The organism is Paenibacillus cremeus (assembly GCF_007786445.1).
Lineage (GTDB): Bacteria > Bacillota > Bacilli > Paenibacillales > NBRC-103111 > Paenibacillus_G > Paenibacillus_G cremeus.
This window is the reverse complement of record NZ_VNJI01000009.1, coordinates 96,882-120,699: the sequence shown is the minus strand read 5'-3', so window position 1 is coordinate 120,699 and position 23,818 is coordinate 96,882. Positions and strand designations below refer to the sequence as shown.

At 55.4% G+C, this 23,818-nt stretch carries 29 protein-coding genes and 1 riboswitch; of the genes, 19 read left to right on the top strand and 10 right to left on the bottom strand.

What is annotated here, in order from left to right; translation table 11 throughout:
- The first annotated feature begins 45 nt into the window (after window positions 1–45).
- Window positions 46–507, top strand: coding sequence for a RidA family protein (locus FPZ49_RS09415; protein ID WP_186445705.1), 462 nt, complete (start codon window positions 46–48; stop codon window positions 505–507).
- Here FPZ49_RS09415 and FPZ49_RS09410 read toward each other — a convergent pair.
- Together FPZ49_RS09410 and FPZ49_RS09405 are read right to left on the bottom strand one after the other, a co-directional pair.
- Complete coding sequence (locus FPZ49_RS09410) at window positions 497–1,033, bottom strand: SET domain-containing protein (RefSeq protein WP_144845856.1); 537 nt, start codon at window positions 1,031–1,033, stop codon at window positions 497–499. The genes FPZ49_RS09415 and FPZ49_RS09410 overlap by 11 nt on opposite strands.
- The gene (locus FPZ49_RS09405) at window positions 930–1,304 is read right to left on the bottom strand and encodes an S-adenosylmethionine decarboxylase family protein (RefSeq protein WP_144845854.1); all 375 of its coding nucleotides are present in this window, start codon (window positions 1,302–1,304) and stop codon (window positions 930–932) included. Before FPZ49_RS09405 ends, FPZ49_RS09410 begins: the two co-directional genes overlap by 104 nt.
- Before the next feature lie 165 nt (window positions 1,305–1,469).
- Here FPZ49_RS09405 and FPZ49_RS09400 point away from each other — a divergent pair, with 165 nt between their 5' ends.
- Window positions 1,470–2,768, top strand: coding sequence for an NCS2 family permease (locus tag FPZ49_RS09400; RefSeq protein ID WP_144845852.1), 1,299 nt, complete (start codon window positions 1,470–1,472; stop codon window positions 2,766–2,768).
- 40 nt (window positions 2,769–2,808) lie between these two features.
- Window positions 2,809–3,285 (top strand): SgcJ/EcaC family oxidoreductase, encoded by a 477-nt coding sequence (locus FPZ49_RS09395; protein WP_144845850.1) that lies wholly within the window; start codon window positions 2,809–2,811, stop codon window positions 3,283–3,285.
- Window positions 3,286–3,393: 108 nt separating this feature from the next.
- Here FPZ49_RS09395 and FPZ49_RS09390 read toward each other — a convergent pair whose 3' ends face one another.
- The 3 genes from FPZ49_RS09390 to FPZ49_RS09380 all read right to left on the bottom strand — a co-directional run bounded on the left by FPZ49_RS09390 (window position 3,394) and on the right by FPZ49_RS09380 (window position 6,987).
- Window positions 3,394–4,482, bottom strand: a complete 1,089-nt coding sequence (locus FPZ49_RS09390; RefSeq protein WP_144845848.1) for an HD-GYP domain-containing protein — start codon at window positions 4,480–4,482, stop codon at window positions 3,394–3,396.
- A 110-nt stretch (window positions 4,483–4,592) separates the two neighbouring features.
- Window positions 4,593–4,680, bottom strand: a riboswitch (cyclic di-GMP riboswitch).
- Between the two features lie 180 nt (window positions 4,681–4,860).
- Window positions 4,861–6,513 carry a stalk domain-containing protein gene (locus FPZ49_RS09385; protein WP_144845846.1) on the bottom strand — a complete coding sequence of 551 codons (1,653 nt, stop codon included), beginning with the start codon at window positions 6,511–6,513 and terminating at the stop codon, window positions 4,861–4,863.
- 240 nt (window positions 6,514–6,753) lie between these two features.
- The gene (locus tag FPZ49_RS09380; RefSeq protein WP_144845844.1) at window positions 6,754–6,987 is read right to left on the bottom strand and encodes a hypothetical protein; all 234 of its coding nucleotides are present in this window, start codon (window positions 6,985–6,987) and stop codon (window positions 6,754–6,756) included.
- Between the two features lie 119 nt (window positions 6,988–7,106).
- Between FPZ49_RS09380 and infC the strand changes: the two genes are divergently transcribed.
- The 6 genes from infC to FPZ49_RS09350 all read left to right on the top strand — a co-directional run bounded on the left by infC (window position 7,107) and on the right by FPZ49_RS09350 (window position 11,559).
- Window positions 7,107–7,598, top strand: a complete 492-nt coding sequence (infC, locus tag FPZ49_RS09375; RefSeq protein WP_144845842.1) for a translation initiation factor IF-3 — start codon at window positions 7,107–7,109, stop codon at window positions 7,596–7,598.
- A 120-nt stretch (window positions 7,599–7,718) separates the two neighbouring features.
- On the top strand, window positions 7,719–8,630 hold the full coding sequence (hprK, locus tag FPZ49_RS09370; protein WP_144845840.1) for an HPr(Ser) kinase/phosphatase: 912 nt from the start codon (window positions 7,719–7,721) through the stop codon (window positions 8,628–8,630).
- Between the two features lie 2 nt (window positions 8,631–8,632).
- Window positions 8,633–9,709 (top strand): GIY-YIG nuclease family protein, encoded by a 1,077-nt coding sequence (locus FPZ49_RS09365; RefSeq protein WP_144845838.1) that lies wholly within the window; start codon window positions 8,633–8,635, stop codon window positions 9,707–9,709.
- Between the two features lie 39 nt (window positions 9,710–9,748).
- Entirely contained in the window at window positions 9,749–10,246 is a 498-nt protein-coding gene (locus FPZ49_RS09360; protein WP_144845836.1) for an NUDIX hydrolase, read from the top strand.
- 64 nt (window positions 10,247–10,310) lie between these two features.
- Entirely contained in the window at window positions 10,311–10,493 is a 183-nt protein-coding gene (locus tag FPZ49_RS09355) for a hypothetical protein (protein WP_144845834.1), read from the top strand.
- 124 nt (window positions 10,494–10,617) lie between these two features.
- Window positions 10,618–11,559, top strand: coding sequence for a TRM11 family SAM-dependent methyltransferase (locus FPZ49_RS09350; protein ID WP_261381333.1), 942 nt, complete (start codon window positions 10,618–10,620; stop codon window positions 11,557–11,559).
- A gap of 6 nt (window positions 11,560–11,565) precedes the next feature.
- Here FPZ49_RS09350 and FPZ49_RS37445 read toward each other — a convergent pair whose 3' ends face one another.
- Window positions 11,566–11,631, bottom strand: coding sequence for a hypothetical protein (locus FPZ49_RS37445; RefSeq protein WP_449289938.1), 66 nt, complete (start codon window positions 11,629–11,631; stop codon window positions 11,566–11,568).
- Between the two features lie 95 nt (window positions 11,632–11,726).
- Between FPZ49_RS37445 and FPZ49_RS09340 the strand changes: the two genes are divergently transcribed.
- Together FPZ49_RS09340 and FPZ49_RS09335 are read left to right on the top strand one after the other, a co-directional pair.
- Window positions 11,727–12,662, top strand: coding sequence for a diguanylate cyclase (locus tag FPZ49_RS09340; protein ID WP_222429892.1), 936 nt, complete (start codon window positions 11,727–11,729; stop codon window positions 12,660–12,662).
- A gap of 307 nt (window positions 12,663–12,969) precedes the next feature.
- The gene (locus FPZ49_RS09335; protein WP_144845830.1) at window positions 12,970–13,389 is read left to right on the top strand and encodes an HIT family protein; all 420 of its coding nucleotides are present in this window, start codon (window positions 12,970–12,972) and stop codon (window positions 13,387–13,389) included.
- Window positions 13,390–13,402: 13 nt separating this feature from the next.
- Here FPZ49_RS09335 and FPZ49_RS09330 read toward each other — a convergent pair whose 3' ends face one another.
- The 3 genes from FPZ49_RS09330 to FPZ49_RS09320 all read right to left on the bottom strand — a co-directional run bounded on the left by FPZ49_RS09330 (window position 13,403) and on the right by FPZ49_RS09320 (window position 14,648).
- Window positions 13,403–13,843, bottom strand: a complete 441-nt coding sequence (locus FPZ49_RS09330) for a hypothetical protein (protein WP_144845828.1) — start codon at window positions 13,841–13,843, stop codon at window positions 13,403–13,405.
- A 312-nt stretch (window positions 13,844–14,155) separates the two neighbouring features.
- Window positions 14,156–14,359, bottom strand: coding sequence for a cold-shock protein (locus FPZ49_RS09325; RefSeq protein ID WP_144845826.1), 204 nt, complete (start codon window positions 14,357–14,359; stop codon window positions 14,156–14,158).
- Window positions 14,360–14,447: 88 nt separating this feature from the next.
- Entirely contained in the window at window positions 14,448–14,648 is a 201-nt protein-coding gene (locus FPZ49_RS09320; RefSeq protein ID WP_144845824.1) for a cold-shock protein, read from the bottom strand.
- Between the two features lie 400 nt (window positions 14,649–15,048).
- On the opposite strand from FPZ49_RS09320, the gene FPZ49_RS09315 reads away from it, so the two are divergent.
- The 8 genes from FPZ49_RS09315 to FPZ49_RS09280 all read left to right on the top strand — a co-directional run bounded on the left by FPZ49_RS09315 (window position 15,049) and on the right by FPZ49_RS09280 (window position 23,432).
- On the top strand, window positions 15,049–17,001 hold the full coding sequence (locus tag FPZ49_RS09315) for an LTA synthase family protein (protein ID WP_144845822.1): 1,953 nt from the start codon (window positions 15,049–15,051) through the stop codon (window positions 16,999–17,001).
- A 167-nt stretch (window positions 17,002–17,168) separates the two neighbouring features.
- Complete coding sequence (locus tag FPZ49_RS09310) at window positions 17,169–17,414, top strand: spore germination protein (protein WP_144845820.1); 246 nt, start codon at window positions 17,169–17,171, stop codon at window positions 17,412–17,414.
- Window positions 17,415–17,417: 3 nt separating this feature from the next.
- Complete coding sequence (locus FPZ49_RS09305) at window positions 17,418–17,660, top strand: spore germination protein (RefSeq protein ID WP_144845818.1); 243 nt, start codon at window positions 17,418–17,420, stop codon at window positions 17,658–17,660.
- A 15-nt stretch (window positions 17,661–17,675) separates the two neighbouring features.
- On the top strand, window positions 17,676–18,137 hold the full coding sequence (locus FPZ49_RS09300) for an Hsp20/alpha crystallin family protein (RefSeq protein ID WP_144845816.1): 462 nt from the start codon (window positions 17,676–17,678) through the stop codon (window positions 18,135–18,137).
- Between the two features lie 208 nt (window positions 18,138–18,345).
- Window positions 18,346–19,662 (top strand): deoxyguanosinetriphosphate triphosphohydrolase family protein, encoded by a 1,317-nt coding sequence (locus tag FPZ49_RS09295; protein ID WP_144845814.1) that lies wholly within the window; start codon window positions 18,346–18,348, stop codon window positions 19,660–19,662.
- Between the two features lie 63 nt (window positions 19,663–19,725).
- Complete coding sequence (locus FPZ49_RS09290; protein WP_144845813.1) at window positions 19,726–20,574, top strand: protein-glutamine gamma-glutamyltransferase; 849 nt, start codon at window positions 19,726–19,728, stop codon at window positions 20,572–20,574.
- Between the two features lie 123 nt (window positions 20,575–20,697).
- Window positions 20,698–22,005, top strand: coding sequence for a S8 family peptidase (locus tag FPZ49_RS09285; protein ID WP_261381337.1), 1,308 nt, complete (start codon window positions 20,698–20,700; stop codon window positions 22,003–22,005).
- 209 nt (window positions 22,006–22,214) lie between these two features.
- Window positions 22,215–23,432 (top strand): MGDG synthase family glycosyltransferase, encoded by a 1,218-nt coding sequence (locus tag FPZ49_RS09280; protein WP_144845812.1) that lies wholly within the window; start codon window positions 22,215–22,217, stop codon window positions 23,430–23,432.
- Between the two features lie 70 nt (window positions 23,433–23,502).
- Here FPZ49_RS09280 and yhfH read toward each other — a convergent pair whose 3' ends face one another.
- Window positions 23,503–23,718: a protein YhfH gene (gene yhfH, locus FPZ49_RS09275; protein ID WP_144845811.1), complete on the bottom strand. Its 216-nt coding sequence runs from the start codon at window positions 23,716–23,718 to the stop codon at window positions 23,503–23,505.
- Window positions 23,719–23,818: the final 100 nt, after the last annotated feature.

The following is a 23,818-nucleotide window of genomic DNA, read 5'->3' as shown; positions in this document are numbered from 1 at the left end:
AATAGGTGAAATTTACCATTATTAGTCACTAGGGAGGAAACACTGATGATAGAACCATCCGCAGAAATCCGATTAGAACAGTTGGGCGTGGTGCTGCCCGTGGCCAGCGAGCCTGCGGCGAAATACGCCAATTATGTGATATCGAACGGTTTGCTTTTCGTATCCGGCAAGGGACCGGCAGGAAACCCAAGGGGCAAGCTTGGGAAGGACTTCACCACGGATGAAGGCTATCAGTTTGCTAGACAGACGGGGATCGAGGTGCTGGCGGTGGTGAAGGAGGCATTGGGAAGCCTGGATCGTGTGAAAAGAGTCGTGAAGGTTCAAGGCTTCGTCAATGCGGACCCCGCGTTTGAGGAGCCGCATAAGGTGCTCAATGGCTTCTCGGATTTCATGCTGGACGTGTTTGGCGAGAGGGGTGTGCATGCCCGCTCGGTGCTGGGGGCCAGCTCGCTGCGGGATCTGCTTCCGATCGTGGTGGACTCCATCTTCGAAGTCATCACGGAGTAGACTTCGCAGCTTTGCCAGCAATCCGTCCGCGGCAGGTAGGGGCCCCGCACTGGCAATGAAAGCTTCGGAACAGCTCATCCTCCGTCGATTCGTAATCCATCGTGATCAGCTCGCCGGGCTGAATGTCTTTTCGCGCCCAGAACAGCTGGTTCTCCATATCGACGCTGGCGTTAGGGTCGCAGCAGTGCAGTATTTTTCCCATAAAATAAGGGTCTTCGATATATACGCCGGGTTTTTTCTGGAGCGTAAACAGCGTCTGAGTGTCCCGCAGCTGACCATCAAAACGAAAGATCAGCTCGCCTCGATGGAAGGGGATTTTCGAGACGATGCCCTCACCGAACTTGGGGTCGGAGATCATCGCAAACTGAAGCTTGGTCGGTTCGTTCCGATGGCGCTGAATCTGCTCCGGATAAAACCGCTCATTAGTCCCGAATAACGGTTTGGAAGGTGACGTGTTCCGGAGAAAAGCAGCGCTGAATGCTCTCCACGACTTGATCTTCTGAAAAATCCTTGCAGCTGAATACATCCAAATATCCCTCCCGATGCAGGTCGTTGGTGTGGATGGTGATGCTGCTGGTATAAATCAATTGGACGCCGGACAAGCCGGTTTCGTCCCCGTCGCCGAAGCGAAAGCAATGGCACTCGCCGAACGCGACCATATCGATCTCGCCTACTAGGGTCGTAATAAAATCTTTTACGGCGTCTACGCTTAAAAGATTCTCATTGCAGCGCTCCAGATGAAACATGGCGTGCTTGCCGTAGCACATCTTCCCGTCGTGTAAAATTCGTTTATACATGCAGCTGCCCCTTTTCCTTGTTCAAGATGCTATATCATATTGCGGAGCAGGGCTTGTGGTCTCGACCTTGGACATTCTTTATCAAAATTTTTGTCTTAATATTCATAGGAAAGGGTATGATGGGTACTGCAGTAATTTTTTAGCATGCAACGGAGGCAAGAAGGAATGGAAGCTTTTTTTCGAATCAAAGAACGCGGATCGACGGTACCCACCGAGATCATGGCGGGGGTTACGACGTTTTTAACGATGGTGTACATCGTCATTGTCAACCCTGGTATTCTGAGCAAGGCTGGCATGGATTTTCACGGGGTGTTCATAGCGACGGTGCTTGCAAGTATAGTAGCGACATTAATTATGGGCGTATTCTCCAACTACCCGATTGTCATAGCACCTGGGATGGGGCTGAATGCGTATTTTGCCTTTAGTGTCGTTGGGGGAAGCGGGGTCTCGTGGCAAATTGCACTGGGCGCGGTGTTCGTGGCAGGGGTTTGTTTCGTGCTGCTGTCGATGACATCGTTTCGATTCATGCTGCTGGATGCGATTCCAACCAGCTTGAAGCATGCCATTACGGCGGGGATCGGCTTGTTTATTACCTTCATCGGGCTGCAAAATGCTAAGATTATTGTAGATTCTCCGTCTACCTTAATTACGTTGGGGAATTTAAGAGAGCCGATGACGATGCTGACGGTCATTGGACTGGCTGTTTCGCTCATTCTAATGGCGTATCGGGTTAAAGGCTTTCTATTTATCGGCATGCTGATTACCGCCATCCTGGCGTGGATCATGGGGCTGCTGCAAATGCCGGATTCGTTCGTGTCGCTGCCGACCGGCCTTTCCGCCACGGCGTTTCAGCTGGATATCGGCGGCGTGTTCAAAAACGGGCTGTACGCGGTCATCTTTACCTTCCTGCTAATCACCCTGTTCGATACGACGGGGACGATGCTTGGGGTGGCCGAGCAGGCGGGGCTGATGAAGGATAATAAATTCCCGCGTTCCCGCGGCGCGCTGCTGGCGGATGCCCTGGGCACCACGGTCGGTTCGCTGCTTGGGACCAGCCCGACGTCCGCTTACATTGAATCGAGCTCCGGTGTGGCCGTCGGGGGGCGAACCGGACTGACCGCGGTGACGGTCAGTGTGCTGCTGGCGCTGACACTGTTTTTCTCACCGATTGTGGCCGTACTGGCGGGCATCCCTGCAATAACGGCTCCGGCACTAATTATCGTCGGCTTCTTGATGATGAACGTGCTGCTAAACATCGCTTGGCATGATCTGGAGGAGGCGTTCCCGGCCTTCCTGATTGTTGTGCTGATGCCGCTGACGTACAGCATTGCGACGGGGATTGGGATCGGCTTTATCGTTTATCCGATTCTGAAGCTGGTGCGTGGAAAACGGGGGGATGTGCATCCGATTTTTTATATTTTTGCGGTGCTGTTCTTTATTCAAATTGTGTTTTTCAGCCATTAAACAAGTCGAGTTAGTCCAACCAGTGGAGGGGGAAGCGTGCATGAGAGCCGTAAACGTACCGGGCCTTCAGCTCACGGGGGAAGAGCAAGAAATTGTAGAGGTCTATCGCAGGCTGCTGGAGGGATGGAACGTACGCAGCGCCGAAGGGATGGCGGAGCCGTTCGCGGAAGACGGAGAGCTCATCGGGTATGATGGCAGCCACATTGTCAGCCGAGGCGAGATTATCGACCATCTCCAGCCGATCTTCGCGCATCACCGGACTGCCGCCTTCGTGGCCAAGGTTCGGAGCGTAAGCCTGCTGGGGCCGGAAGCCGCGATGCTGCGTGCGATTGCTGGCATGGTGCCAGACGGAGCAGCGGACATTAATCCGCAGGTCAACACGCATCATACGATGGTCGTGGTGAAGCATGAGGGGGAATGGCGCATTGCGTTGTTCCAGAACACCCCGGCCCAATTCCACATGCGTCCAGAGCTGGTCGAGCAGATGACAGAAGAGCTGCGGCAGCTGATATCGTAACCGGCGGCGGTAAGTCAAGTAAAGCGGTCTTCACAAGGGGAGGCCGCTTTTTTCATGCAGCAAAAAGGGGCTGCCCCAAATCAAATAAATCTGGATCGCCCCTTCTATTTATCCTACGATGTCCCGGATTTTTACCGAGTTCAGCTTGCTCAGATCGATGAATCCTTCACTGTCCAGTGCGACTAAGGGACTGGTCGGATAGTTGGCGTTGATCATTAAAATTTTCCCCTTGCGCTCGTCAGACAAAATCACTTCACTGCCAACCTGTGACGACATCAACCGATTCAAGAAGGTCATGCCGATAATGGGATCAAACTTATGGTTGAGAATATTCGCTTGAAGCTCTTGAATGACATGATAAAACGGGTTGGCCGGTCGGTACGGACGCTCGGAGATCATCGCCAGGTAAACGTCTGCCAGGGCGACGATCTTGCTCAGCCGGTCAATCTGCGGTCCCCGCAGCTGGTTCGGATAGCCGCTGCCGTCCTCCCGTTCATGATGCTGCAGCGCCACTAAAGCTACCCGTTGGTCCAGACCGGACTCGTTGATCAGCTCATAGCCTAACCGGGTATGCGATCTCATGATCTCCATCTCGTGCGGCTGATACCAGGTCGTCTTTTGCAGCAAGAAATGCGGCAGCTTGATCGAGCCGATATCGTACAGGCTGGCCGCAGTTGTCAGCAGGCTCAGCTCCTGGTTGTCCAGCTGCAGCCACTTCCCGAGCATTGTAGCAATGACGGCCACGCCTACGCTCTGCTTGTAGCGAAAATCGCCGGTGGACTTCAGCTCGGAAAACAGCTGATAGATGTTCCTCTGCTGAGAGACCTCAAGAATATAAGGAAGGATCTGATCCTCGATCTCCGCCACTGGCAGCTTGCCGTTTTTATGAACGAAATCGTGGATTTCTTGCATTTTCTTCTCGGACCGCTTCACCAGCTCCTGCGTTGGAACGGGGACGAAGGCCACTTTGGTGTTCTTTACTTCGCTGGGGGGGGCATCAGGTATATCGGGTACGGGTTGCTCATCCTTGACCGGCTCGACATGAAGATCAAATATATCAATATTGAAGTTCTCCAGCTTCTCCACATGGCTTCGCAGAAGGATGGTATCCTCGGGAATCAACATTACTCCCCTGGCGTCCAGCACGTTGTTGAGTAAGCGTTTTCCAATCAGGTCATCATAGTTATTGTACTGCATGTGGGCAGAGGACCTCCTCGAAATTGGTCGATACTTGTGTTCGGTGCAACCGAATCGACAAAGCCTCTGCATATCGAGAAGACATCTCTCTTGGCACTTTCGTCCTATGCTTCGGCAACCCAGCCACCTTAGGCCTCTGCGGCCCGTAGGTCTGTAGCTTTGCGTCCTTCTCTTTCGAAAAGTATGCCTTTATCGTATCAGTCTGATTATAAGGAATTTTGTCACATTCGTCTAGGTATTTTGAAACGCTTTCAGGACTGATTGACTATAAGTTAATGATGTGACAGACCTAGATTAGAATTCCCGATGCCCCATGGCCCATGTCCCATAAAAAAAGGAGCAAGGATCCTGTCGGATCGATGCTCCCCATCTGTTGATTTAGTAGTTAATGACCACGGTGCGCGTAGAATCGATATACGTCACTTTGGCGCCCAGCACCTCGGCCAGCAGGCGGACCGGCACCATCGTGTTGCTATCGATCAGTCTTGCAGGCGTGTCGGTGGACTTGAGCACCCCGTTGACCTCGTATTGGTTTGTGGTCGTATAGAGCGTAACCTTCATCGTTCCTTTGGTATAGATGGCAGCGCGCTGCACGTCATCCCACTCTACCGTAGCTCCTAAGGCCGCGGCCAGGTCTCGGATGTATAAATACGAGAAGCCGTCGACGATCAGCGGCGTGCGTTTCATCGGGTAGCTGAGGCCATCCACTTTATAGCTGCTGGCATCCAGTCCAAAGCTGGCTACACGAGCCACTGGAGCGGGGCTGACATAGAAGCGTTTGTAATCCGCCGCGCTCTGATGCAGCAGCTGCTTACCCATTTGAGCAATCGGCTCGGTCGTGAAATCCCATTCTTTCGTTTCCGTTTTCGCACTGCCGTCACGCTGAGTCGCCTGCCATTGCACTTTGACATGGTAGCTCGTATCCGGCTGCAGTGGCTTGCGGGGGATCAGAATGACCGCATTTTGCAGATGCTCGTCGGTATTCGGCGTATCGATCAGCAGATCGACGGTTTGACCCGAGCTATCGCGCAGCTCCGCACTCATGAGTGTCACTTTCGTCACGCCGGAGCCGTAATACTCGGCCATAATCGGATAGCCTACAGGATAAGTGACATTGGAAAAGTTGCGCAGCGGGTCGGGCGTTTCATGGCCATCGAATGTAGTAGGGACATAACGCTCGCCAGGAGCGGGTGAAACTACGGACTGGGAAGTCGTCACGTTCTCCAAGCCGAATTCAAGAACGGTATAATTGCCAGTTCGTCCGACGCCCACCTCGACGAGAGTCGGGTCAAGGAACGGTGAACGGTGGTATGGCGCATCGAACAGAGAGTCGATCGAGTCGCGCAAGGTGCCGTTCGACAACGAAGCGTCCTCTCCGATCCCCTTGGCATAGCCGAAATAGGTGACGCGCTCCAGCGGGTTTTTGCCGATGTAACCGGACTTGCCGGCCGTTTCATCATGCAGACTTTCGGTGCTGGCTTTGTTTTGGCCGACTCGGTTCGCGTCCAAATACCGTGCATGCGCATCCGCAGCGGCGTTCAAGGTATCCGACAGCTTCACCGGCGGAAGGCCGTAAAACAAGCGATAATCGTTGATCGCAGCCAGTCCGTCCGTTTGGTCGGCGGAAGGGGCGGGGAGCTGCTTGACTGCACTTTGGGCTACGGTAAACGTCCAGCTTTTTTCAATCGGCTGGTAGCCGCTTAACGTAATGGTCATCCGCGCCGTATAGGTACCGGCAGGCAAATCCTGCGTTGGGGTGTAGCTGAACACACCCTTTGCAGTGTCATAGGAAACCGCCACTTTCGCATCGTTCAGATACATGGCGTAAGAGGACGGCGGGGAAGCAATATCCGTTTTGAACAAAAAAGAAATGGTCGGCCGAGCGACACCGATCGTATTCGTGGGAGATGTGCCATAGCTGTAGGACTCGGCATGCACCGGCTTGCCCGGCACAACCAGCAGCGTAGTCCACAACAGGATGGCGATCGAGAGCAGCTTAGCGACTTTGGTCAAGCGGTGAATCGGGTACAAGAAAAATCCCTCCTTCGATGGTAGTACATTCGGTTGCCCGAATCTAAACCAATTCGACAGGGGGAGGGAATTCCCTCTTATCAATTATATCCAAGTGCATTATCCACAGTGTTATCCACAATGTTCACAGCCATAAACCCTTGATTGTGCATAAGTTATTGTCTTTCTGTCAACATATCCACAATGTCGAATATCCACATAAAAAAGCAGAAGATGCACTTCCACACCTTCTGCTTTAAGCTAGATGATCTCGCCGGTTTCCGGATCGAAGTAGTCGATCTGGTCGGGGAAGGCTGATTTGACGAACAGGGCGGCTCGCTGCATCGTTTCGAACTGCTCTTGGTCGCGGAGCTCTTGCTCTGTGAGCGGCTCGTCGCTTTCTTCGAACGCTTCCTCGTATTTCAGTTCATCGTCTTGGAGCGCTCCGTATGCGAGTTCGCGGGTTTCGCGGTCCCCAAAATGTTCATTATCCACAAGGCTCACCTCATCTTTACTTTTACCACTTCCGGCGCGAATTATTTGCGGCATGGACACCGGGGAGCGGGATGGATTGCTTGTGCGTCTTCCGGCAAGGTATGATAAGCGCGGAGGGAATGCCTATGTTAATGAACGAACAAATCAAAGCGTCCGAGGTGCAATTAACCGGCGTCCAAGGCGAGGATCTAGGCGTCGTTTCCAGAACGGAGGCGATTGCGCTGGCCAAGCAGCTGAAGGTTGATCTGGTGTGTGACTCGCTCATGAGCAGTCCGCCGCCCTGCCGGCTGATCGCCCGGGGCGCTGCCAAGCAGCAGAAGCAGCAAGAGAAGCGGGAGGCCAAAGTCCAAGAAGGGACGCTGAAGTCGAAGGAAATTCGGATGACCCCGCATATTGAGGACCACGATTACGACACAAAGCTGCGTCAGGCGTTGTCTCTGCTCGCATCGGGCCATGCGGTGCAGTTCGTTGTGCGCTTGCAGGGCAAGGAAGGCCCGAAGGCGAAAGCGCTGCTCGAGCGGATGGTGTCGGATTTGGCTGGCGCCGGAGTCAAGGAGTCCGGCATTCAAGTCAGCGGCAAGCAAGCGGCCGTCCGCGTGCTGCCTAAGTAAGTCTACGCGTTGTAACAAAGCAACTCCCGAAGGATTAGGCACCGTTCGTGTCGAATGAATATCTATTAAATGATAATCATTTCGATGACGACGATCGTCATTCAAGGGGGAGAGGCAGCGTTGAATTTTGTAACTGTGCAAGATTTGGTGAATCGATTCCAATTGGAGGTGCTGGCTGGGGAGAAGGAAATGCACCGTGCAATTCCAAAACCGCGGGCTCACCGTCCGGGGCTGGAGTTTGTCGGCTACTTTGATTTCTTTTCCCATGCGCACGTTCAGGTGCTAGGGAGCAAGGAGATCACCTATTTACATAAGCTGAGCGAGGAAGAGCGGAACCTGCGCATCGGCAATATCGTCAAATACCACCCGCCCTGCTTTGTGGTCACGCGCAATCAAGAGGGCTTGAAATATTTGAAAAAATATTGCGAGGAAGAGAACATCCCCTTGCTGCGGACAGCGGAGCCGACGACGAAGTTTCTGGATATGGTCGACACGTACCTCGCCAAGGCGCTCGCGCCCGAAATGGCGGTGCATGGCGTATGTGTTAACGTCTCCGGCATCGGCATCCTGCTTCGCGGCAAATCCGGGGTGGGCAAAAGCGAGACGGCACATACGCTGATCCGCCGCGGCCATCGCCTCGTTGCCGACGATATCGTCGTGATGAAAAAGACCGGCCCGGAAACGATTCTCGGCACGCACAACGGGAAATCCAAGGAATTCCTGGCGCTGCGCAGCATCGGTCTGGTGAACGTGTCCCGGCTGTACGGCCGTAAGGCATTTCAGGATGAAACCCGCATCGTGCTCGACATCGAGCTGACCCGATGGCAGGAAAATGCCTTGAATAACGACTTGGAGCTGGAGCCGAAATTTACGGAGTACATGGATGTGCGCATTCCGCATATTGAAATCCAGCTGCAGCCGGGCCGGGACGTGGCCGGTCTTGTAGAGGCTGCAGCGAACAACTGGTACTTGCGCCAGCAGGGCTATAGCGCTGTGGAGGACTTCATGAAGCGGCTGGAAAGCGGCGAATAACGATGGCGTTCTTGTTCCAAGCCGGCGAGTATCCGGCAAGCCCCGGCTGCTACATTATGAAGGATGCCGGCGGGCGCATTCTGTACGTCGGTAAGTCGAAAAATTTGCGCAGCCGCTTGCGCTCCTACTTTCAATCCACGCCGGACCGCCGGCGCGTTCGGCAGCAGGTGAGCGAGATTGCTGCGATTGAAGTGGTGCTGGTCAATAACGAAGCGGAAAGCCTCCTGCTGGAGAACAATCTCATCAAGCTGCATAAGCCGCCCTACAACCGTGCGTTAAAAAAAGACAACAGCGGGTTCGCGTATTTGCAGCTGACGAATGAGCGGTTTCCCCGATTGGCAGTGTATTACCGCAACCGAAGCCGTCAGGTGCCTTCGGATCCGCTGGACGGTAAGCGGCTCGGCCCGTATCCGAGCGCCCGTTTCCGGGATGAGCTGATGGAATTCATTACGGAGCACTTCGGTCTTCGCACCTGCAGCACGCTGCCCAAGCAGGTGTGCTTGCTGTATCACATCGGCAAATGCAGCGGCGTTTGCGCGGGGATGATCACAGAGGATCAGTACCGGGAGACCGCCCAGCAGGCGGCCGAGCTGCTCGCCAGCAGCGGACAAGGCCTAATTGAAGCCATGTATGCGAAAATGGAGTTGTACGCGTCGCGGCTGGAGTTCGAGAAAGCACAGCACATGCTGAAGCACATCCGCATCCTCGAGCAGGCACCGGACAAGCAGATCGTCGACCGGGAGAGCGCGATCGATCAGGATGTGCTTTATTTTGGGGAGGCGCATGTGCTGATCGCGAAGGTGCAGGAAGGGATGCTGACGGATTTTCAGCTTCATGAGCTCGAGCAGGCCTACAGCGAGATCGCGTGCGACCGGTTTATCGTCTCCCGATATGGGGAGGCGCGGCCGGCCGAGCTGATTGTCAATCGGATCGGCGATACCAAGCGGGTTCGTTCCGCGTTGCGGGTCAAAGGCAAAGGCGCAGTAAAGCTGAAGATTACCCAGCCCTTACGGGGACTCAAATATGATTTGCTGCAGCTGTGTAAAGACAATTACGAGTACCGCTTGCGCCGATTGTGAGGTGCCCGCAGTGCAAGGTAATGGAAGGGGAAGGAAGCCATGCTGAAATATACGATATGCTTTCTGAAACGAGGCCATGAGGTGCTTATGCTGAACCGGAGCAAGCCGCCCGGAATGGGGCGCTGGAACGGAGTCGGCGGCAAGCTCGAGCCGGGGGAGACGCCGGAGCAGAACGCGTTCCGCGAAATCCATGAGGAGACAGGCATTCTCGTTAGCGATTTAGTGAGCGCCGGTCACGTCCACTGGATCAATGCGCAGGGCGTGATGACGGGGGCGCATCTGTTCGTGGCGAACTTACCGGTGGACTTCCAATATGCTGCGCCGAGAGATACGGCCGAGGGCATCTTGGCTTGGAAAACGGCGGATTGGCTGCTGGATAAGCAAAATAAAGGCATCATAAGCCATCTTCAGCTGTATTTGGGTCACGTACTGGAGCAGCGGGGCCGCTATGAATTTGTGTGCACGTTCAATGCGAAGGATGAGGTTGTCGACTTCCAGGTAAGCGAGCTGCATAATGTCCCGCTGACGGGAGCATAGTAAGTGCTGTGCCCAAAACAGGGGCTGCACATAACTAACTATGGACTTCCGGAGGGACTACCTAATGGCTTCAAGCAGAAACCATCAAGGCGCGCATGGCATCGGCCAGGCGGAGGAGCAGTTGAACGCCCAGGCGCAGGCGGCGCAAGAGATTCAAGGGACCAATGAAGTGGATCAAAGCGTGCTGGCAGCGGCCAATCAGAGCGACTCGGAGCTCGATGAGATTTTCGAGAGGGAAAGTGAATAACGATTCGCGAGTCATAGCCTGGCGTACCTTCGAGTGGAGGGAGCCGGGCTTTTTTTTATGGCCGGAAATCGGTACAATAGGTGGATGCTTCCGTTGACAACGGATACGTTAGGAGATAGGGCTCGTGAGTCTGAACCGTGTGAACCAGTACGTGTATACCTACGCATGTCATGAGGATGAGCTGCCGCTCTGTTTGCTGGAGCTGCGAACTTTATTTGGCGCGGACCCGCAGGTCGGCTATCTGGAGAGCGCCATCAACGTAGAGGTGAGCCGCAGTCCGTTTATGAAGCAGCAAATGGAAGTCTGGCTCGAGGCGGACAGCCTGCAAGCGCTTAGTGAGCGGATGGTCGAAGTGGAGCTGGATGGAGCGACCTTCAAGGTCGTCTATATGGAGACGGAGCCTGCGGAGTATGAACTGCAGCGGCAGGTGGAGCGGGCGCTGGGCGCGCGGATCCGCGGCCAGGCGGAGATGCGGCGGCCGGAGCGCGTGTTCGGCGTCGCCACGATCGGCGAGCGGTACGTCTTCGGGCCGTGCCGGAGCAGCGAGGCGGTGTGGCTGGCGCACAAGGCCAAGCCGCAAAATTATTCGACGGCGCTCAGCACCCGCGTAGCCAGAGCCATCGCCAACATCGCCGTGCCTAGGCCTCAGGGCATCAAAGCGATCGATCCCTGCTGCGGCATCGGGACGGTGCTGATCGAAGCGCTGTCGATGGGCATTGAGATCGTGGGCTTCGATCTGAATCCGCTGGCCGTGCGGGGGGCGCGGGCGAATCTGGCCCACTTCGGCATGCCCGAGGTCGTAGCGATCCGCGACATGCGGGAGCTCACGGGCCGCTACGACGCTGCGGTGCTGGATATGCCGTATAATCTATGCTCCGTCATCTCGACGGAAGAGCAGCTGTCCCTGCTGCAGAGCCTCCGTCGGCTGGCGGACCGGGCGGTCATCGTCACGACGGAGACCATCGATCTGCTAGTCGGGCAGGCCGGGTTCACGATCCAGGACCGATGCGTCGTCCGAAAAGGCGCTTTTGCACGTCAGGTGCTGCTCTGCCGCAGCAGCCAGTGACCCCCTTTACAGCTTGATGTCAAAATGGTATTCCATGTCACCGGCCATCGCGGCCGGGGTGTCTCCGGTCAAGTAAAAATCGTCAATTAGGCGCCGATGATTTTCTCACGAAGCCCTTTCAATATGAAGAGCTCCTCGCCCGCATAAAGCGGCTCATGAGACGAACGATGGATTTTGAGTTCATGGCGTTTCGCGACCCGCTCACGGGACTGTATAACCGCCGTTTTTTTTACCAGCATATCGAGGTCGAGCTAAACCGGGTCATGCGCTATCCGTCGCCGATTTCCCTTGCGCTCATCGATATCGATAAATTTAAGGAGGTCAACGATACCTATGGTCATCACGTGGGGGATTTAGTGCTTCAGGGCATCGGGGTGTTCCTGCAGGAGCGGCTGCGGAAGACCGATATGGTCGCGCGGCTGGGGGGAGAAGAATTTGTCCTCCTGATGCCGAACACGACGGAAGCCGAAGCAACCCATCTGCTTACGTCGCTTCTAAGCGGCATCCGGCAAAAGCCGATCGCACGATACGAGGGCCAAGAACATTTCATCACCTTTTCCGCCGGCATAACAGAGTGGTATCCGGGGTTATCGGTCCTGGATTGGACACGCCACGCGGACTATGCGATGTACAAGGCCAAGCGCAACGGGCGTAATCGAGTGGCCAAATCGACCGCGAACAAAGGGGACTATGGGCAGCGTGCGTCCCTATCTTCGTCTCATCACCACGAGTACAAGAGGGTGCTGATTGCCGACGATTCCAAGGCCATTCGTGTCATCCTTATGGATAAATTCAAGCATTGGCCTCTTCGGTTCATCGAAGCGGAGGACGGTGAGGAGGCTTACCGGATCTTGGCCGGCGAACCGGTCGATCTGTGCATTCTGGATAGCATCATGCCGCGGCTGGACGGCATCGGCGTACTGCAGCGCCTGCAGCAAGAAGGAACCCGCTCACCGAACACACGGATCATTATGCTTTCGGGGCAGGAGCGAGAGGAAGAGAGCCGTAAGGGACTGGAGCTTGAAGCGGATGTGTACATGGTGAAGCCGTTCTCCATGCTAGAGATGGAAATGAAGGTATCAGAGTTATTAGGATTAGCTTAAACCAAAGCCGTCACGAGGCGAGTACCTGTGACGGATTTAATGATTGACAAGCAGATCACGGAATAAGTTCATAAGGAGATCGCCACTCCATTCGTGGAAAAAGTTTATCATTGTCGAAACCATTTGACCAACGATGTGCAGTTTCCTTCACGCGGCGGATTACCCGTATTAGATGCGGCAATCAGGGGGAGAGAATACAGCGGGGGGATAGACAAAATGACCGGGCCATTTTAATATGGATATAGAGCACTTTGCACACGTTAACATTACAGCCAACAAAACCTAGTGAAGGCAGGGGAAATACCGGATGAATCCAGAATGCATCTATTGTTCCAAAGACGAACGGCAAGCGAAGCTGATGATCGAAGTGGGCAAGCTCCGGGTATCGACATTGTTTTTGTTCCGCGAGCAGACCTATAGAGGCCGCTGCATCGTAGCTTTGAATGAGCATGTCCACGAATTTTTCCACCTGCCGCAGGATACGCAGGACGCTTATATGCGCGATGTAGCGCAAGTGGCCGGTGCGATTGAGAAGGCGTTCTCGCCGGACAAAATCAACTACGGCGCGTTCGGCGATACGATGCCGCACCTGCACTTTCACATTGTGCCGAAGTACAAGGATGGCTACACTTGGGGGAAAATGTTCGAGATGAACCCGGCGGACAACAAGCAGCTGACGGATGCCGAGTACGAGGAGATTATCGCCGCGCTCCGCGAGCATTTGTAAGCGCAAGCTGTGGTTACAGCGCCTTCGGCCGGATATTGCAGGTCGGCTGTCCGGCCGAAGCGCGCATCTCTTGCTCCTTGCCTTCGGCCGGCTCCGGCTGGCCGGAGGCCTCCTTTTTCACCTCGGACAACCATTGCTCCCACGTTTCCCCTCCGATCGGCCCCGTGTAGTTGACTCCGATATTCAGCTTTCCGCCCAAATCCTTAATGCCCAGTGCGCCAAAGTTGGTGCTGTGCTCCAGCTTGTCGATATGCAAGTGAGCTATGCTCACATTCTCGATCACGATCGTCGGCGGGGTTTCCCTCTCTCGCGGCGGCTCCATCTCTCCAGGAGACTCTTTGCTTCGTTGCTGTTTCAATTGGTCGAGTTGAAGCTCCAGATGTGCGATGCGCGTATGAATGTCAGAGGGGTGACGGGCGAGCCATTGCTCCAACCAGTGCGGCCAAGACATCATTATGACAATGCCCCCATTCGTTGAACATCGCAGCCATGTCCAGCCTAAAGGCAGACGTAGGGTAGGAACGGCAGGACATGCTGCTGTATTTCATCTTATTGCGGCGAAGTGAAATTCATTCATGGAATATGGACGAGCGGGAAGAAAGGAATTGAACGAAAGGCACGGAGGGGCTCCAACGATCTGGAGACGAGGGGACCATCAGGTCGGCAGGCGAGCCTTGTGTTCGCATGCAGCGCTGTACCTGTGTACGACCCCGCTCGTTTCCGATATCGGGAGTTGGTATTGCTGTGAAGTGCGTATAATCCGGGGTTACGCTTTTTTCGTGTGATTACTTAAGAGAGGAAGCAGTTTTGTATTTCTCACCATCACCGACTGACAGATGGGGCATTGCGGGCTCTCGTCTTCAAAAGAAAAATTCGCTCGCATCCAGCATGTGCATTGATCTTGGCTGCAGCTCCAAACAGGTGTTTCTTCTTGTTGAACCGGCTCAATCGTTTTCTTGGAGAAATACATACCAAAAGTCCTCCCTATAGGTAGTAGATAAACTCAAAAAGAACTGTCCGATCCAGGACAGTTCTTCGTTTGGGGCGCAGGGGAGCTATTACAGCTTCACTACGTTCTCAGCTTGAGGACCGCGGTTGCCTTGAACCACGTTGAATTGAACGCGTTGGCCTTCATCCAAAGATTTGTAGCCGTCGCCTTGGATTGCGCTGAAATGTACGAATACATCCTTGCCACCTTCTACTTCGATAAAGCCAAAACCTTTCTCTGCGTTAAACCATTTCACTGTACCTGTTTCCATGCTCCTAAAAACCTCCAATAATGGTAATGTTCGTCTTACTTGAAGAAAAAAAATCACACATGGGGAAGAGTACCATTCGTATCGATAAGTGATGACCCTTTCCCATATGTGAATTAAGTTCTTCATATAAACGAATGACCTTATTTTACCACATGGTACTCGGATAATCAATCCACCGAATAATGGAACTCTAAATGCTCTCTATAGGATTCTGCCCAAATTCGTGAAAAACTCTCTGCGACTAAAGAACCAATTTTTACCTTTCACGCGAATTTTAAGTTTTATTTAATCTTTGGATTTTACACTGAGTTAACAAATCAACAGCCCTTACGAACGTTATATAGAGAAAAATGAGGCAGAACCTGTTACATGGCGGGCTGAATAGGAGTGTGAGAGAAGGATGCGTCCAAGAAAAACAAAAGGACAGCAGAAGTCGTCACAGTCAAAGTACGCCCGAGCGGCACATTATTTTACGATCATTAGTGCTTTGATTGTTGTCCCCATGCTGTTGGTATTCGGTATGGAGCTGATCCAGCGGGGCTCGATCCACGAGACGTGGGGCTGGGTGACCGCTAATCCGAAGCTGTTCGGATTGAATGCGATGTTAGTCATGTTTGTCTATACCATATTGTATACGGTGATTGGATCACTGATTCCGGCCACCGGATTTAGCACGCTGTTGATGCTAGTGGTCTCCCTGGTGAGCTACTTCAAACTGAAGCTCATCGGGGAGCCGCTGTTTCCGTGGGATATTTTTCTCAAGAAAGAGAGCATGAATATTCTGCCCTTGGTGACGAGCCGGGAGGCTTTAGTTCGCTTGGGTATCGTATTTGGTGCGGTGCTGCTGATCTTCCTGAGCCGCATTTGGCTGCCGAAGCTGAAGCTGCGTCTGATGCCGCGCGTTGTGTTGGGACTCCTGTCCGTCTTCGCGCTGTATGCCTTCGGGGTGAAGCAGCCATGGACCGGCACGGTGCTGGATAAAGCGGGCGTTAGCGAGATCGTCTGGAATCAAAAAGAGAACTACGGCAGCAACGGTACTTCCTTGGCTTTTACGATGAACGTCAAAAATTCGATCGTACCGAAGCCGGATGGGTACAGTGAGCCTACGATGGCCAGCTTGGCGCAAAGCTTAACGCAGACCAGCGCAACCACCACGGCGTCGAAAAGCAAAAGCCAGCAGAAGCCGAACGTCATTTTTATCATGAATGAGGCGTTCTGGGATCCGACCTTGATGACGAATGTGAAGTTCTCTGAGGACCCGGTACCGACGATTCATCGGTTGCAGCAGGAGTCGACCTCCGGCTATCTGCTGTCCCCACAATTCGGGGGCGGCACGAGCAACGTCGAGTATGAGGTGCTGACAGGCAACTCGATGAGCTTCCTGCCGGCGGGCTCGATCCCGTACCAGCAGTACATCAACAAGCCGATTCCGAGCTTAGCCAGCTATTTCAAATCGCAGGGCTACAACAGTACGGCGATCCATTCGTATGAAGGATGGTTTTGGAATCGGGAGAATGTGTATAAGCAGATGGATTTTGACCAGTTTATTAGTAAGGATCAATTCGAGAACCCGACGATTAAAGGCGACTTTATCGCCGATTCGGAAGTATCCAAGCGCATTATCGATACGGTGGACACCAACGAGGAGCCTACGTTCATCTATGCGGTGACGATGCAAAATCACGGCCCTTACGACGACAACCGCTACGGTCAGAACGCTATTACGGCGAAAGGCCCGCTGAGCGACAGCGCGAAAAATGTGCTCGAGACGTACACGCAAGGCGCGCATGATGCGGATGCGAGTCTGCAGCAGTTGATTAATCATTTCGAGCAGTCTGACGAGCCGACGATCATTGTGTTCTATGGCGATCACCTGCCGATGCTCGGCTATGATTACGATGTGTATGCCCAGTCCGGCTTCGTGCATACCGGTGACAGCGATCAATGGTCGCTCGAGGAGCAGAAAAAGATGCACAGCGTACCGTTTGTGACGTGGACCAATATGGCTTTGAAAAAGGAAGACGTACCGGTGCTCAGCGATTCGTTCTTGGGCGCTTATGTGCTGGATCGTTTGAATATGGAAAAACCGGCGGCATGGACGCTGAATGATGAACTCGCGAAGCAAACGCCGGGGCTGCTGCGCAACCTGGTCGTAGACGCGAACCAAGAGCTGCATCAGGCGGTTCCGGATACGGCGTCAGCCGATGTAGAGAAGTACCGGGAGCTGCAGTATGATGAGCTGTTCGGGAAGCAGTATTTTGCCAAATATACCGGCTCCGGATCCGGCACGGCTGGTGTAGCCGAAGGCTCGGACGGAGAGACGCGTCTTCAAGCGGCGGGCACGGAGAATTAAAGTCGGAATCAAACCGGCGGACGGTGTGGCTGAGGCCATGCAGCCGCCGGTTTTTGTTTTTTTCAGCGGGGATGGGCAAAATCGGGGGCCGCACCGCATATACTCTAGAAATCAAGTTCCCAGGCGTACCGCGTCGGGAACAAGGCTGGTGAAGGCAGGTGGTGTGGGTGAAGCCGAGCATCAATATTTTTCTTATTAAAATCAACAGCATCTCCAACAACGGCTCCTTCAGCATCGGTGAGACGTTCCATCATGGCCATTCCGTGCATTCGAAGTCGACGGGTACGAATTCGTCCTATGGCGACAGCTCGGGGGCGGTGGCGCAAATGCGCAATACATATATTGACCCCGACCTAAACGATCAAGGTGAGCTGCACTATGGACCGACCAAAGCGGGTGAGGAGGTGAAGTAGCTTATGGCTTTCGTATTTAATATTTTCAATATAAAAGTCAACGGCGTGACGAGCAACGGAAATTTGGACTTCGGCAACGTCGTGCAGAGCGGTCATAACGCGTACAGCAAGATTGTGGGGGGGAATATTGCGGTCGGGGATTTTTCTCCTTCGTCTTCGGTCATGGTGAACGGGGTTTTCGATCCGGACTTTAGCGACCAGGGGCAGCTGGCGAACCCGGCTAACGAAGTCTTTAACCAAGTATAAGGATGAGCGGCGGCTATGGAACTGGATAAGCTAAAGCAGTGGATGGATTTGGCGCAAAAGATGGATACGGGCGATTTCTGGAAGGGGCTATTCGACAGTCCGGCGGGTACAGAGGTGAACGGCTCTCCCGCAAACGGTGCAGCGGCCAGGCGGGAGAAGAAGGAGACGTTCCCGAAGGTCGATCTTTATCAACGAGGGCCTGAGAACTGGGTCGTCATCGAGCTGCCGGGCCTGTATAAGCAGGACGTCGAGCTGTCGCTGTCCGGTCAAGCGCTGACGATTCGAGGGATCGTCAAGCCGCCGTTGGATAATGCGACTCCGCTGCAAACGGAGCGCTTCTACGGCCCGTTCGAGCGGACCGTCCCTTTGCCGCAGCTGGGCGACCTGTCTCAGGTGACGGCGAGGTTCGAGCAAGGGCTGCTGTATGTGCGCTACCTTCGGGTACAGCGGCAGGATGAGCAGATATGGATTGAATGAGCGCAGCGCATCCATCGCAGTTGCTTCACTCCGCGGCTTGCTTTTGAGCCGTTATTGGGAGGGGGCGACTGCGATTTCTTTGTCTTCTGGAGAAGTCCTGTGATACAATTTTGCAAAATGAATTTGCAGGACCTGTAAGGTTAGATGGACAACTGACATCAGGGCTTGATGTAACAGTTGCCATGTTTTCAATGGAGGAGAGATTGCTATGGACTTGCGCAAGCTACGATTGGACGAGCCGAACCTGGCCACACACAGTGAGGAGCGGGATGAATATGAACGGGACTACGCGCGGCTGATCCAGTCTCCGGCTTTTCGGCGGCTGCAGGGCAAGTCGCAGGTGTTCGGCGCCGGCTCAGGCGACTACTACCGAACCCGGCTGACGCACTCGCTGGAGGTGTCGCAGATTGCGCGGGAAGTGGCGCGGCGGATGGGCAAGCAGTACAAGCTCCTCAGCCGCAAGGAGCATCCGGGACTAATGCTGGACCCGGCGGTGGTCGAAGTAGCTTCGCTGGCGCACGACCTAGGGCATCCGCCGTTTGGGCATAAGGGCGAAGAGGTGCTGAATAAGCTGCTGGCCGAGGAAAATGGGCTGAAATACGAAGGCAACGCGCAAAACTATCGGATTCTGATGTTTCTGGAAAAGCGGGCGGGGAGCGGGAGCGGACTCGATTTGACCGCTGCCGTGCTGCTGGCGATCAATAAGTACCCGTATCTGCTGGATGCGCCTGGGCGGCTCAAAGGCCTCTACACGATGGAGTGGGAGCAGATCCACCAGCTCCGCGACAAGTGGGGCATGAAGGAAGGCTGCTCCACACTGGAGGCGCAGCTGATGGACCTGTGCGATGATATTGCGTACTCTACGCATGACATCGAGGACGGCATTCGGGCGGGGAAAATCCAGATGAACCGCACGTTCTTCGAGGACGGACGTTTGGTGTCCAACCTCATTCAAGAAATCGTCAGCGACCAGGGCAACCTGGAGGTCGGCTGGGATCAGGTGGACATTCGGGCGATGGTGGAGCAGGTGCTCGCCGACTATCTGGTGCAATGGGAGACGATCTATGCGGAATGCGGCAAGGAGGCTTCGCGTACCCGCCGGGAAATGAAGGCCCGCTGGGTTAGCGCCTTTGCCGGGCGTGTCGGCATCATCGATGATCCGGTGAAGGGCTGGAAGAAGGTCACCTTCGTTCGGGACGGACAGCAGGATTTGGAGCTGCTGCGGACGATGGAAATTTTGAAGAAGCTGGCGTGGGTGACCTTGATTAAGGATTTCCGGGTCCAGCGGCTGCAAAAGCGCAGTGAAATTATGATCCACAGCCTGTGGGACAGCTTTAAGGTGCCGGAGCAGGGCCGAATGATTCTCCCGCCCGACTGGATTGAAAATTATGAAATTCATAAGGATAAATGGACCTGGCCGCGTTTCATCGCGGATTACATTTCCGGGATGACGGATGCGTACGCCGAAAAGGTGTACGCCGAGCTGTTCGCCAGCAAATCCGGTTCGATCTACGAGATGGATTAAGCGGGTCTGATCCTCCTCCTCTTCGGCATATATATAACCATTAGGCTGAGGAGGAACACGGATATGATCTTGGGACCCTATGGCAAGCTGGAAATCGACACCTCGCGGTTGACCACCAAAGAACGGGACATTTATCAGCAAAAGCAGGCCAGTCAGACGACGTATCATTATGATTCGCCGGAGGCGCTCTATTTTGAGCTGAGACTTCGCCTTGCGATTACGGAAGCGGCCGTTGCGCTGGATAAGAGCGCGGCGGAGTTCGCCTCGTTCAAACGGTCGCGCTGCAACCCGGCTTTTTGGGACCGGACGGACAAGGGCGGCTTCCAGTTGCGCAGCGGGGTGCTGCCTTCCAATGCCATTCAGGATATTTTCAGCAACAGCTCGCTTTATGCCTTTGAATGCGCGACCGCCATCATTATCATTCTGTATAAAGCCCTGCTGGATACGATCGGCGCGGAAGCATTTAACAGAATGTTCAAGGATCTGTATTTGCTCTCTTGGAATCATGACAACGATTTACACCTGACTACAATGTACGAACATGACGAGGCCTATCCAGGCGATGTGCAGTACTTCAAGAACCCAGAGGTGAACCCGAGAACTATGGAGTGGCAGGGGGAAAATGTGGTGCGGCTGTCTGGGAACCGATTCTTCGGTCATGGGATCGGCATTGGCGGCAGCGACAAAATTATTGGCAAGCTGAACAAGCACCGTATCCCGGGCAGCACCGTGTCCGCCTACCTCATGAACGAGGTGACGTATCCGAATTTTATTTATTTGTATCAGGCGTCTTCGGGCGGAGAGCTACCGCTCGAACGGATCCCGGCCGGGCCTGTAATGGCCACCCAGCAGACGGTAGTGGGCCGGATCGGCACGCGAACGTCGATTCATAGGCTGCCGCAGTCAGTGTAAGGGCGAACGCATAGCGCGCAGCAGGGCCGCCGATAAAATTTGCGCTCCTTTGGGCCAGCATCCAGCCTCCCAGCCCGGCATCGCGTATGCTATGGGAAACAGGAATCAGAGGGGGTGGCTTTGGTGCATGTGCATCGGCGCAAGTCAGGAAGCGCACGCATTCGAATCCAGACCAAAGGCGGTGCGATGCCGGGGCATTGGTCTTGGCCCTATCGGCACAAGCTGGATCCCGATGTGGCCAAGTGGGCCCGGTGGGAGCGAGCGGCCACAAAGTCAGCGGGCGGTAAAGGCCAGCACCTCGCGGTCATCATCCAGTTTCACCGGACGTCGCGCTTTGGCAGGCAAGCTGAGGGCTTGCGCCAGTGCCTAGGCGTCTTGAGCGCCCGGCGTCCGGTCGGTCTACAGATGATCCGCTCGGTGGCGGTTCGCTTGCCGGAGGAAGGGTTGCGCCGGGCTTGTCGCTTGCCCCAGGTGCGATACATCTACAAGGATCGCACGAAGCATGCTTTGCTTCATGGGGCCACGCCGGCGATTGGTGCCGCGGCCGCCCAGCGCTCGGGCTTCACGGGCAAAGGGATCGGTATTGCCGTACTGGATACCGGCGTGTATCCGCACCCCGATCTGACGCGCCCGCGCAACCGCCTTGCGGCGTTCAAGGATTTCGTGCAGGGCCGTGTCATGCCTTATGACGATAACGGGCACGGCACCCATTGCGCAGGAGATGCCGCGGGCAACGGCCTTCTCTCGAAGGGCAAATACCGTGGACCGGCGCCGGAAGCAGAGGTCATCGGCGTGAAGGTGCTCGATGCGTCGGGCAACGGCTCCGACTCTATGATTATCCGCGGAATTCAGTGGTGTCTGCAGCATCGCCGACGGTACGGCATACGCGTGCTATCGCTGTCGTTCGGCGGGCCTGCAGCGTCCTCCAGCGCCCGCGACCCATTGTGCCAAGCGGTGACTCGGGCGGTGCGGAAGGGTTTAGTCGTCGTGACGGTGGCCGGCAATACCGGACCCCGGCGGGGCACGATCACGACGCCGGGCGTCAGCCCGCTCGCGCTCACCGTCGGTGCCGCGGACGTTCACGGCACGACGGTGCCCAGCTTTTCCGGACGCGGTCCGGCCAAGGGCGGCGGGACGAAGCCGGATCTGGTCGCGCCCGGCGTGGGCATCACCTCGCTGCGCGCACCGGGCTCGGTGCTCGACCGCATGCTGCCCAGCGCACGCGTGGGCAGACGCTACTTCACGCTGTCGGGCACGAGCATGGCGGCGCCGATCACGGCCGGTGCCGCGGCCCAGCTGCTGCAGCGCTTCCCGAAGCTGACGCCGGCGGGCGTCAAGCGGGCGCTGAAGCGGCATGCGATCCGCCTGCGGCGGGGCTACGGCAAAAACGTGCAGGGCAGCGGGCTGCTGAATATGCGATTTCTTCGCTAAGTAGGCGCTGCTGCGCTCGATCCAGGGCTTGCTTGCCACTGCAGCAGCAGGCCCTAGGTCGCTTCTCGGGCGGGCCTTCGGGCTGCGGGGAGCAGACAAGCCTAAGTGAAACGGTGTGATTTTGCAGTCGGACGGAGGGATTTCTTCAGTTTTTCCGTCTAATGTATTACTATAAGAGGAAAAGATAGAAAAACAGGGGTGTCATCTCAATGAAGCCAATCGAAGCGGAGCGCCGTTCGTCCCTACGTGTCCTGCTGCTTTCAGGCGATCTGGGGGACGGGCATAAGCAGGCGGCTAAAGCGCTGGCCGAGGCTTGCGGGTCGCGTGTACAAACGGAAGAGATTGATTTTATGCAGGGTGTGTATCCTCACCTTCACCCGCTGGTCAAATATTTTTTCCTGAAGGGATTGGAGAAGGCTCCCTCCCTTTACGGGTACCTATATCGCAAAACAAAGAGCAGCGAGCGGCTCTCGATGTCGTTCCGGTCGTTTCTAAAGCTCGGGCTGGGCAAGCTGGCCGACCTGCTGGCCGAGAAGCAGCCGGATATCGTTGTCTGTACGTTTCCACTGGCCGCGGCGGCGGTTTCGCTGCTCAAAGCCAAAGGACAGCTAAAGTCCCCGCTGGTCACTGTAATCACGGATCACACGGACCACAGCCTGTGGCTGCATCCGCATACCGACCTGTATTTGGTCGGCTCGGAATCGGTGGCGGACGCGCTGAAGCGGCGCGGTATCGCCCCGGCTCGGCTGTGCGTGACCGGGATCCCGGTTCGGCAGCGGTTCTTCGATCCGGTCGACCGCACCCGGCTGTGCCATGCGTTCGGTCTGTCGCCGGAGCTGCCGACCGTGCTTGTTATGGGCGGCGGCTGCGGTCTGCTCGGCGCCGAGATCCGCTCGCTGATCAACTCGCCGTCGGTTCGCCAGCATATGCAGACCATTATTCTATGCGGCAGTAATGTTGAGGTGCGCTGCGAGCTGGAGGAGGAGCTGCGGCGCAGCGAGCCGGAGCACGACCGGGGAGGCCGGGTCATCGTCAAAGGCTACGTGGAGGAAATTCACGAGTGGATGGCGGTAGCCGATCTGCTGGTCACGAAGCCCGGCGGGCTGACTACGGCGGAAGCGGTGGCGATGGGGCTGCCGATGCTGCTCTACAAGCCGATCCCGGGCCAGGAGGAGGACAATGCCGCGGTGCTGGAGCAGGCCGGTGTGGCGGTCCGGGCGGCGAAGCACCGGACGCTGCGGGACCAGCTGCTGGAGCTGGTCGGGGATCGCGACATGCTGCGCGGCATGCGGGAGGAAGCGGGGCGGTTCCGCTTCCCGCAGCCGTCCCAGCAGGCGTGGGAGGCGATCTGGCGGCTGCGGACGCCCATGGAGCAGCCCGTTCGGATTGGGCGTTGGAGCAGCTGGAAGGTGCGCGAAGTGCTGTAGCCATGTGCCTGTATAGAAGAACCCCGTACCTCGGACAGTTGGTCCGTTTAGGTACGGGGTTCTTTGGCATTTATTCTTTATGCGGCCATGCCAGGCGGGAAATGGATGGCGGACTCGACAAGGTATGCGGGGTGAAGGTGGCCGGACTTAACGGATAAAACGTCAGCCCCCGGCACTTATTACAGGTACTGCTGTAGCAGTCCGCCATCTCCTCCATCGTCTCACCACAGGCATCACAGCATTTTAAAGGCAGACTTTCATAAAACTCGGTCGTTCGCATCAGCATGACGATCACTCCCTATGTTCATGATAACTCTACTATACAGGAATTAGCTATAAAATGTAAGCGCTTTTTTAAGAGAATAATTTGGGGTGGTGAAGCGGAA

What these genes read in the sequence shown, in the direction of transcription:
- FPZ49_RS09415 (WP_186445705.1), top strand. Translation starts at nt 46, where the DNA reads ATGATAGAACCATCCGCAGAAATCCGATTAGAACAGTTGGGCGTGGTG.
- FPZ49_RS09410 (WP_144845856.1), bottom strand. Translation starts at nt 1,033, where the DNA reads ATGTATTCAGCTGCAAGGATTTTTCAGAAGATCAAGTCGTGGAGAGCA.
- FPZ49_RS09405 (WP_144845854.1), bottom strand. Translation starts at nt 1,304, where the DNA reads ATGTATAAACGAATTTTACACGACGGGAAGATGTGCTACGGCAAGCAC.
- FPZ49_RS09400 (WP_144845852.1), top strand. Translation starts at nt 1,470, where the DNA reads ATGGAAGCTTTTTTTCGAATCAAAGAACGCGGATCGACGGTACCCACC.
- FPZ49_RS09395 (WP_144845850.1), top strand. Translation starts at nt 2,809, where the DNA reads ATGAGAGCCGTAAACGTACCGGGCCTTCAGCTCACGGGGGAAGAGCAA.
- FPZ49_RS09390 (WP_144845848.1), bottom strand. Translation starts at nt 4,482, where the DNA reads ATGCAGTACAATAACTATGATGACCTGATTGGAAAACGCTTACTCAAC.
- infC (WP_144845842.1), top strand. Translation starts at nt 7,107, where the DNA reads ATGCCTATGTTAATGAACGAACAAATCAAAGCGTCCGAGGTGCAATTA.
- FPZ49_RS09365 (WP_144845838.1), top strand. Translation starts at nt 8,633, where the DNA reads ATGGCGTTCTTGTTCCAAGCCGGCGAGTATCCGGCAAGCCCCGGCTGC.
- FPZ49_RS09360 (WP_144845836.1), top strand. Translation starts at nt 9,749, where the DNA reads ATGCTGAAATATACGATATGCTTTCTGAAACGAGGCCATGAGGTGCTT.
- FPZ49_RS09355 (WP_144845834.1), top strand. Translation starts at nt 10,311, where the DNA reads ATGGCTTCAAGCAGAAACCATCAAGGCGCGCATGGCATCGGCCAGGCG.
- FPZ49_RS09340 (WP_222429892.1), top strand. Translation starts at nt 11,727, where the DNA reads ATGGATTTTGAGTTCATGGCGTTTCGCGACCCGCTCACGGGACTGTAT.
- FPZ49_RS09335 (WP_144845830.1), top strand. Translation starts at nt 12,970, where the DNA reads ATGAATCCAGAATGCATCTATTGTTCCAAAGACGAACGGCAAGCGAAG.
- FPZ49_RS09330 (WP_144845828.1), bottom strand. Translation starts at nt 13,843, where the DNA reads ATGATGTCTTGGCCGCACTGGTTGGAGCAATGGCTCGCCCGTCACCCC.
- FPZ49_RS09325 (WP_144845826.1), bottom strand. Translation starts at nt 14,359, where the DNA reads ATGTATTTCTCCAAGAAAACGATTGAGCCGGTTCAACAAGAAGAAACA.
- FPZ49_RS09320 (WP_144845824.1), bottom strand. Translation starts at nt 14,648, where the DNA reads ATGGAAACAGGTACAGTGAAATGGTTTAACGCAGAGAAAGGTTTTGGC.
- FPZ49_RS09315 (WP_144845822.1), top strand. Translation starts at nt 15,049, where the DNA reads ATGCGTCCAAGAAAAACAAAAGGACAGCAGAAGTCGTCACAGTCAAAG.
- FPZ49_RS09305 (WP_144845818.1), top strand. Translation starts at nt 17,418, where the DNA reads ATGGCTTTCGTATTTAATATTTTCAATATAAAAGTCAACGGCGTGACG.
- FPZ49_RS09300 (WP_144845816.1), top strand. Translation starts at nt 17,676, where the DNA reads ATGGAACTGGATAAGCTAAAGCAGTGGATGGATTTGGCGCAAAAGATG.
- FPZ49_RS09295 (WP_144845814.1), top strand. Translation starts at nt 18,346, where the DNA reads ATGGACTTGCGCAAGCTACGATTGGACGAGCCGAACCTGGCCACACAC.
- FPZ49_RS09290 (WP_144845813.1), top strand. Translation starts at nt 19,726, where the DNA reads ATGATCTTGGGACCCTATGGCAAGCTGGAAATCGACACCTCGCGGTTG.
- FPZ49_RS09280 (WP_144845812.1), top strand. Translation starts at nt 22,215, where the DNA reads ATGAAGCCAATCGAAGCGGAGCGCCGTTCGTCCCTACGTGTCCTGCTG.
- yhfH (WP_144845811.1), bottom strand. Translation starts at nt 23,718, where the DNA reads ATGCTGATGCGAACGACCGAGTTTTATGAAAGTCTGCCTTTAAAATGC.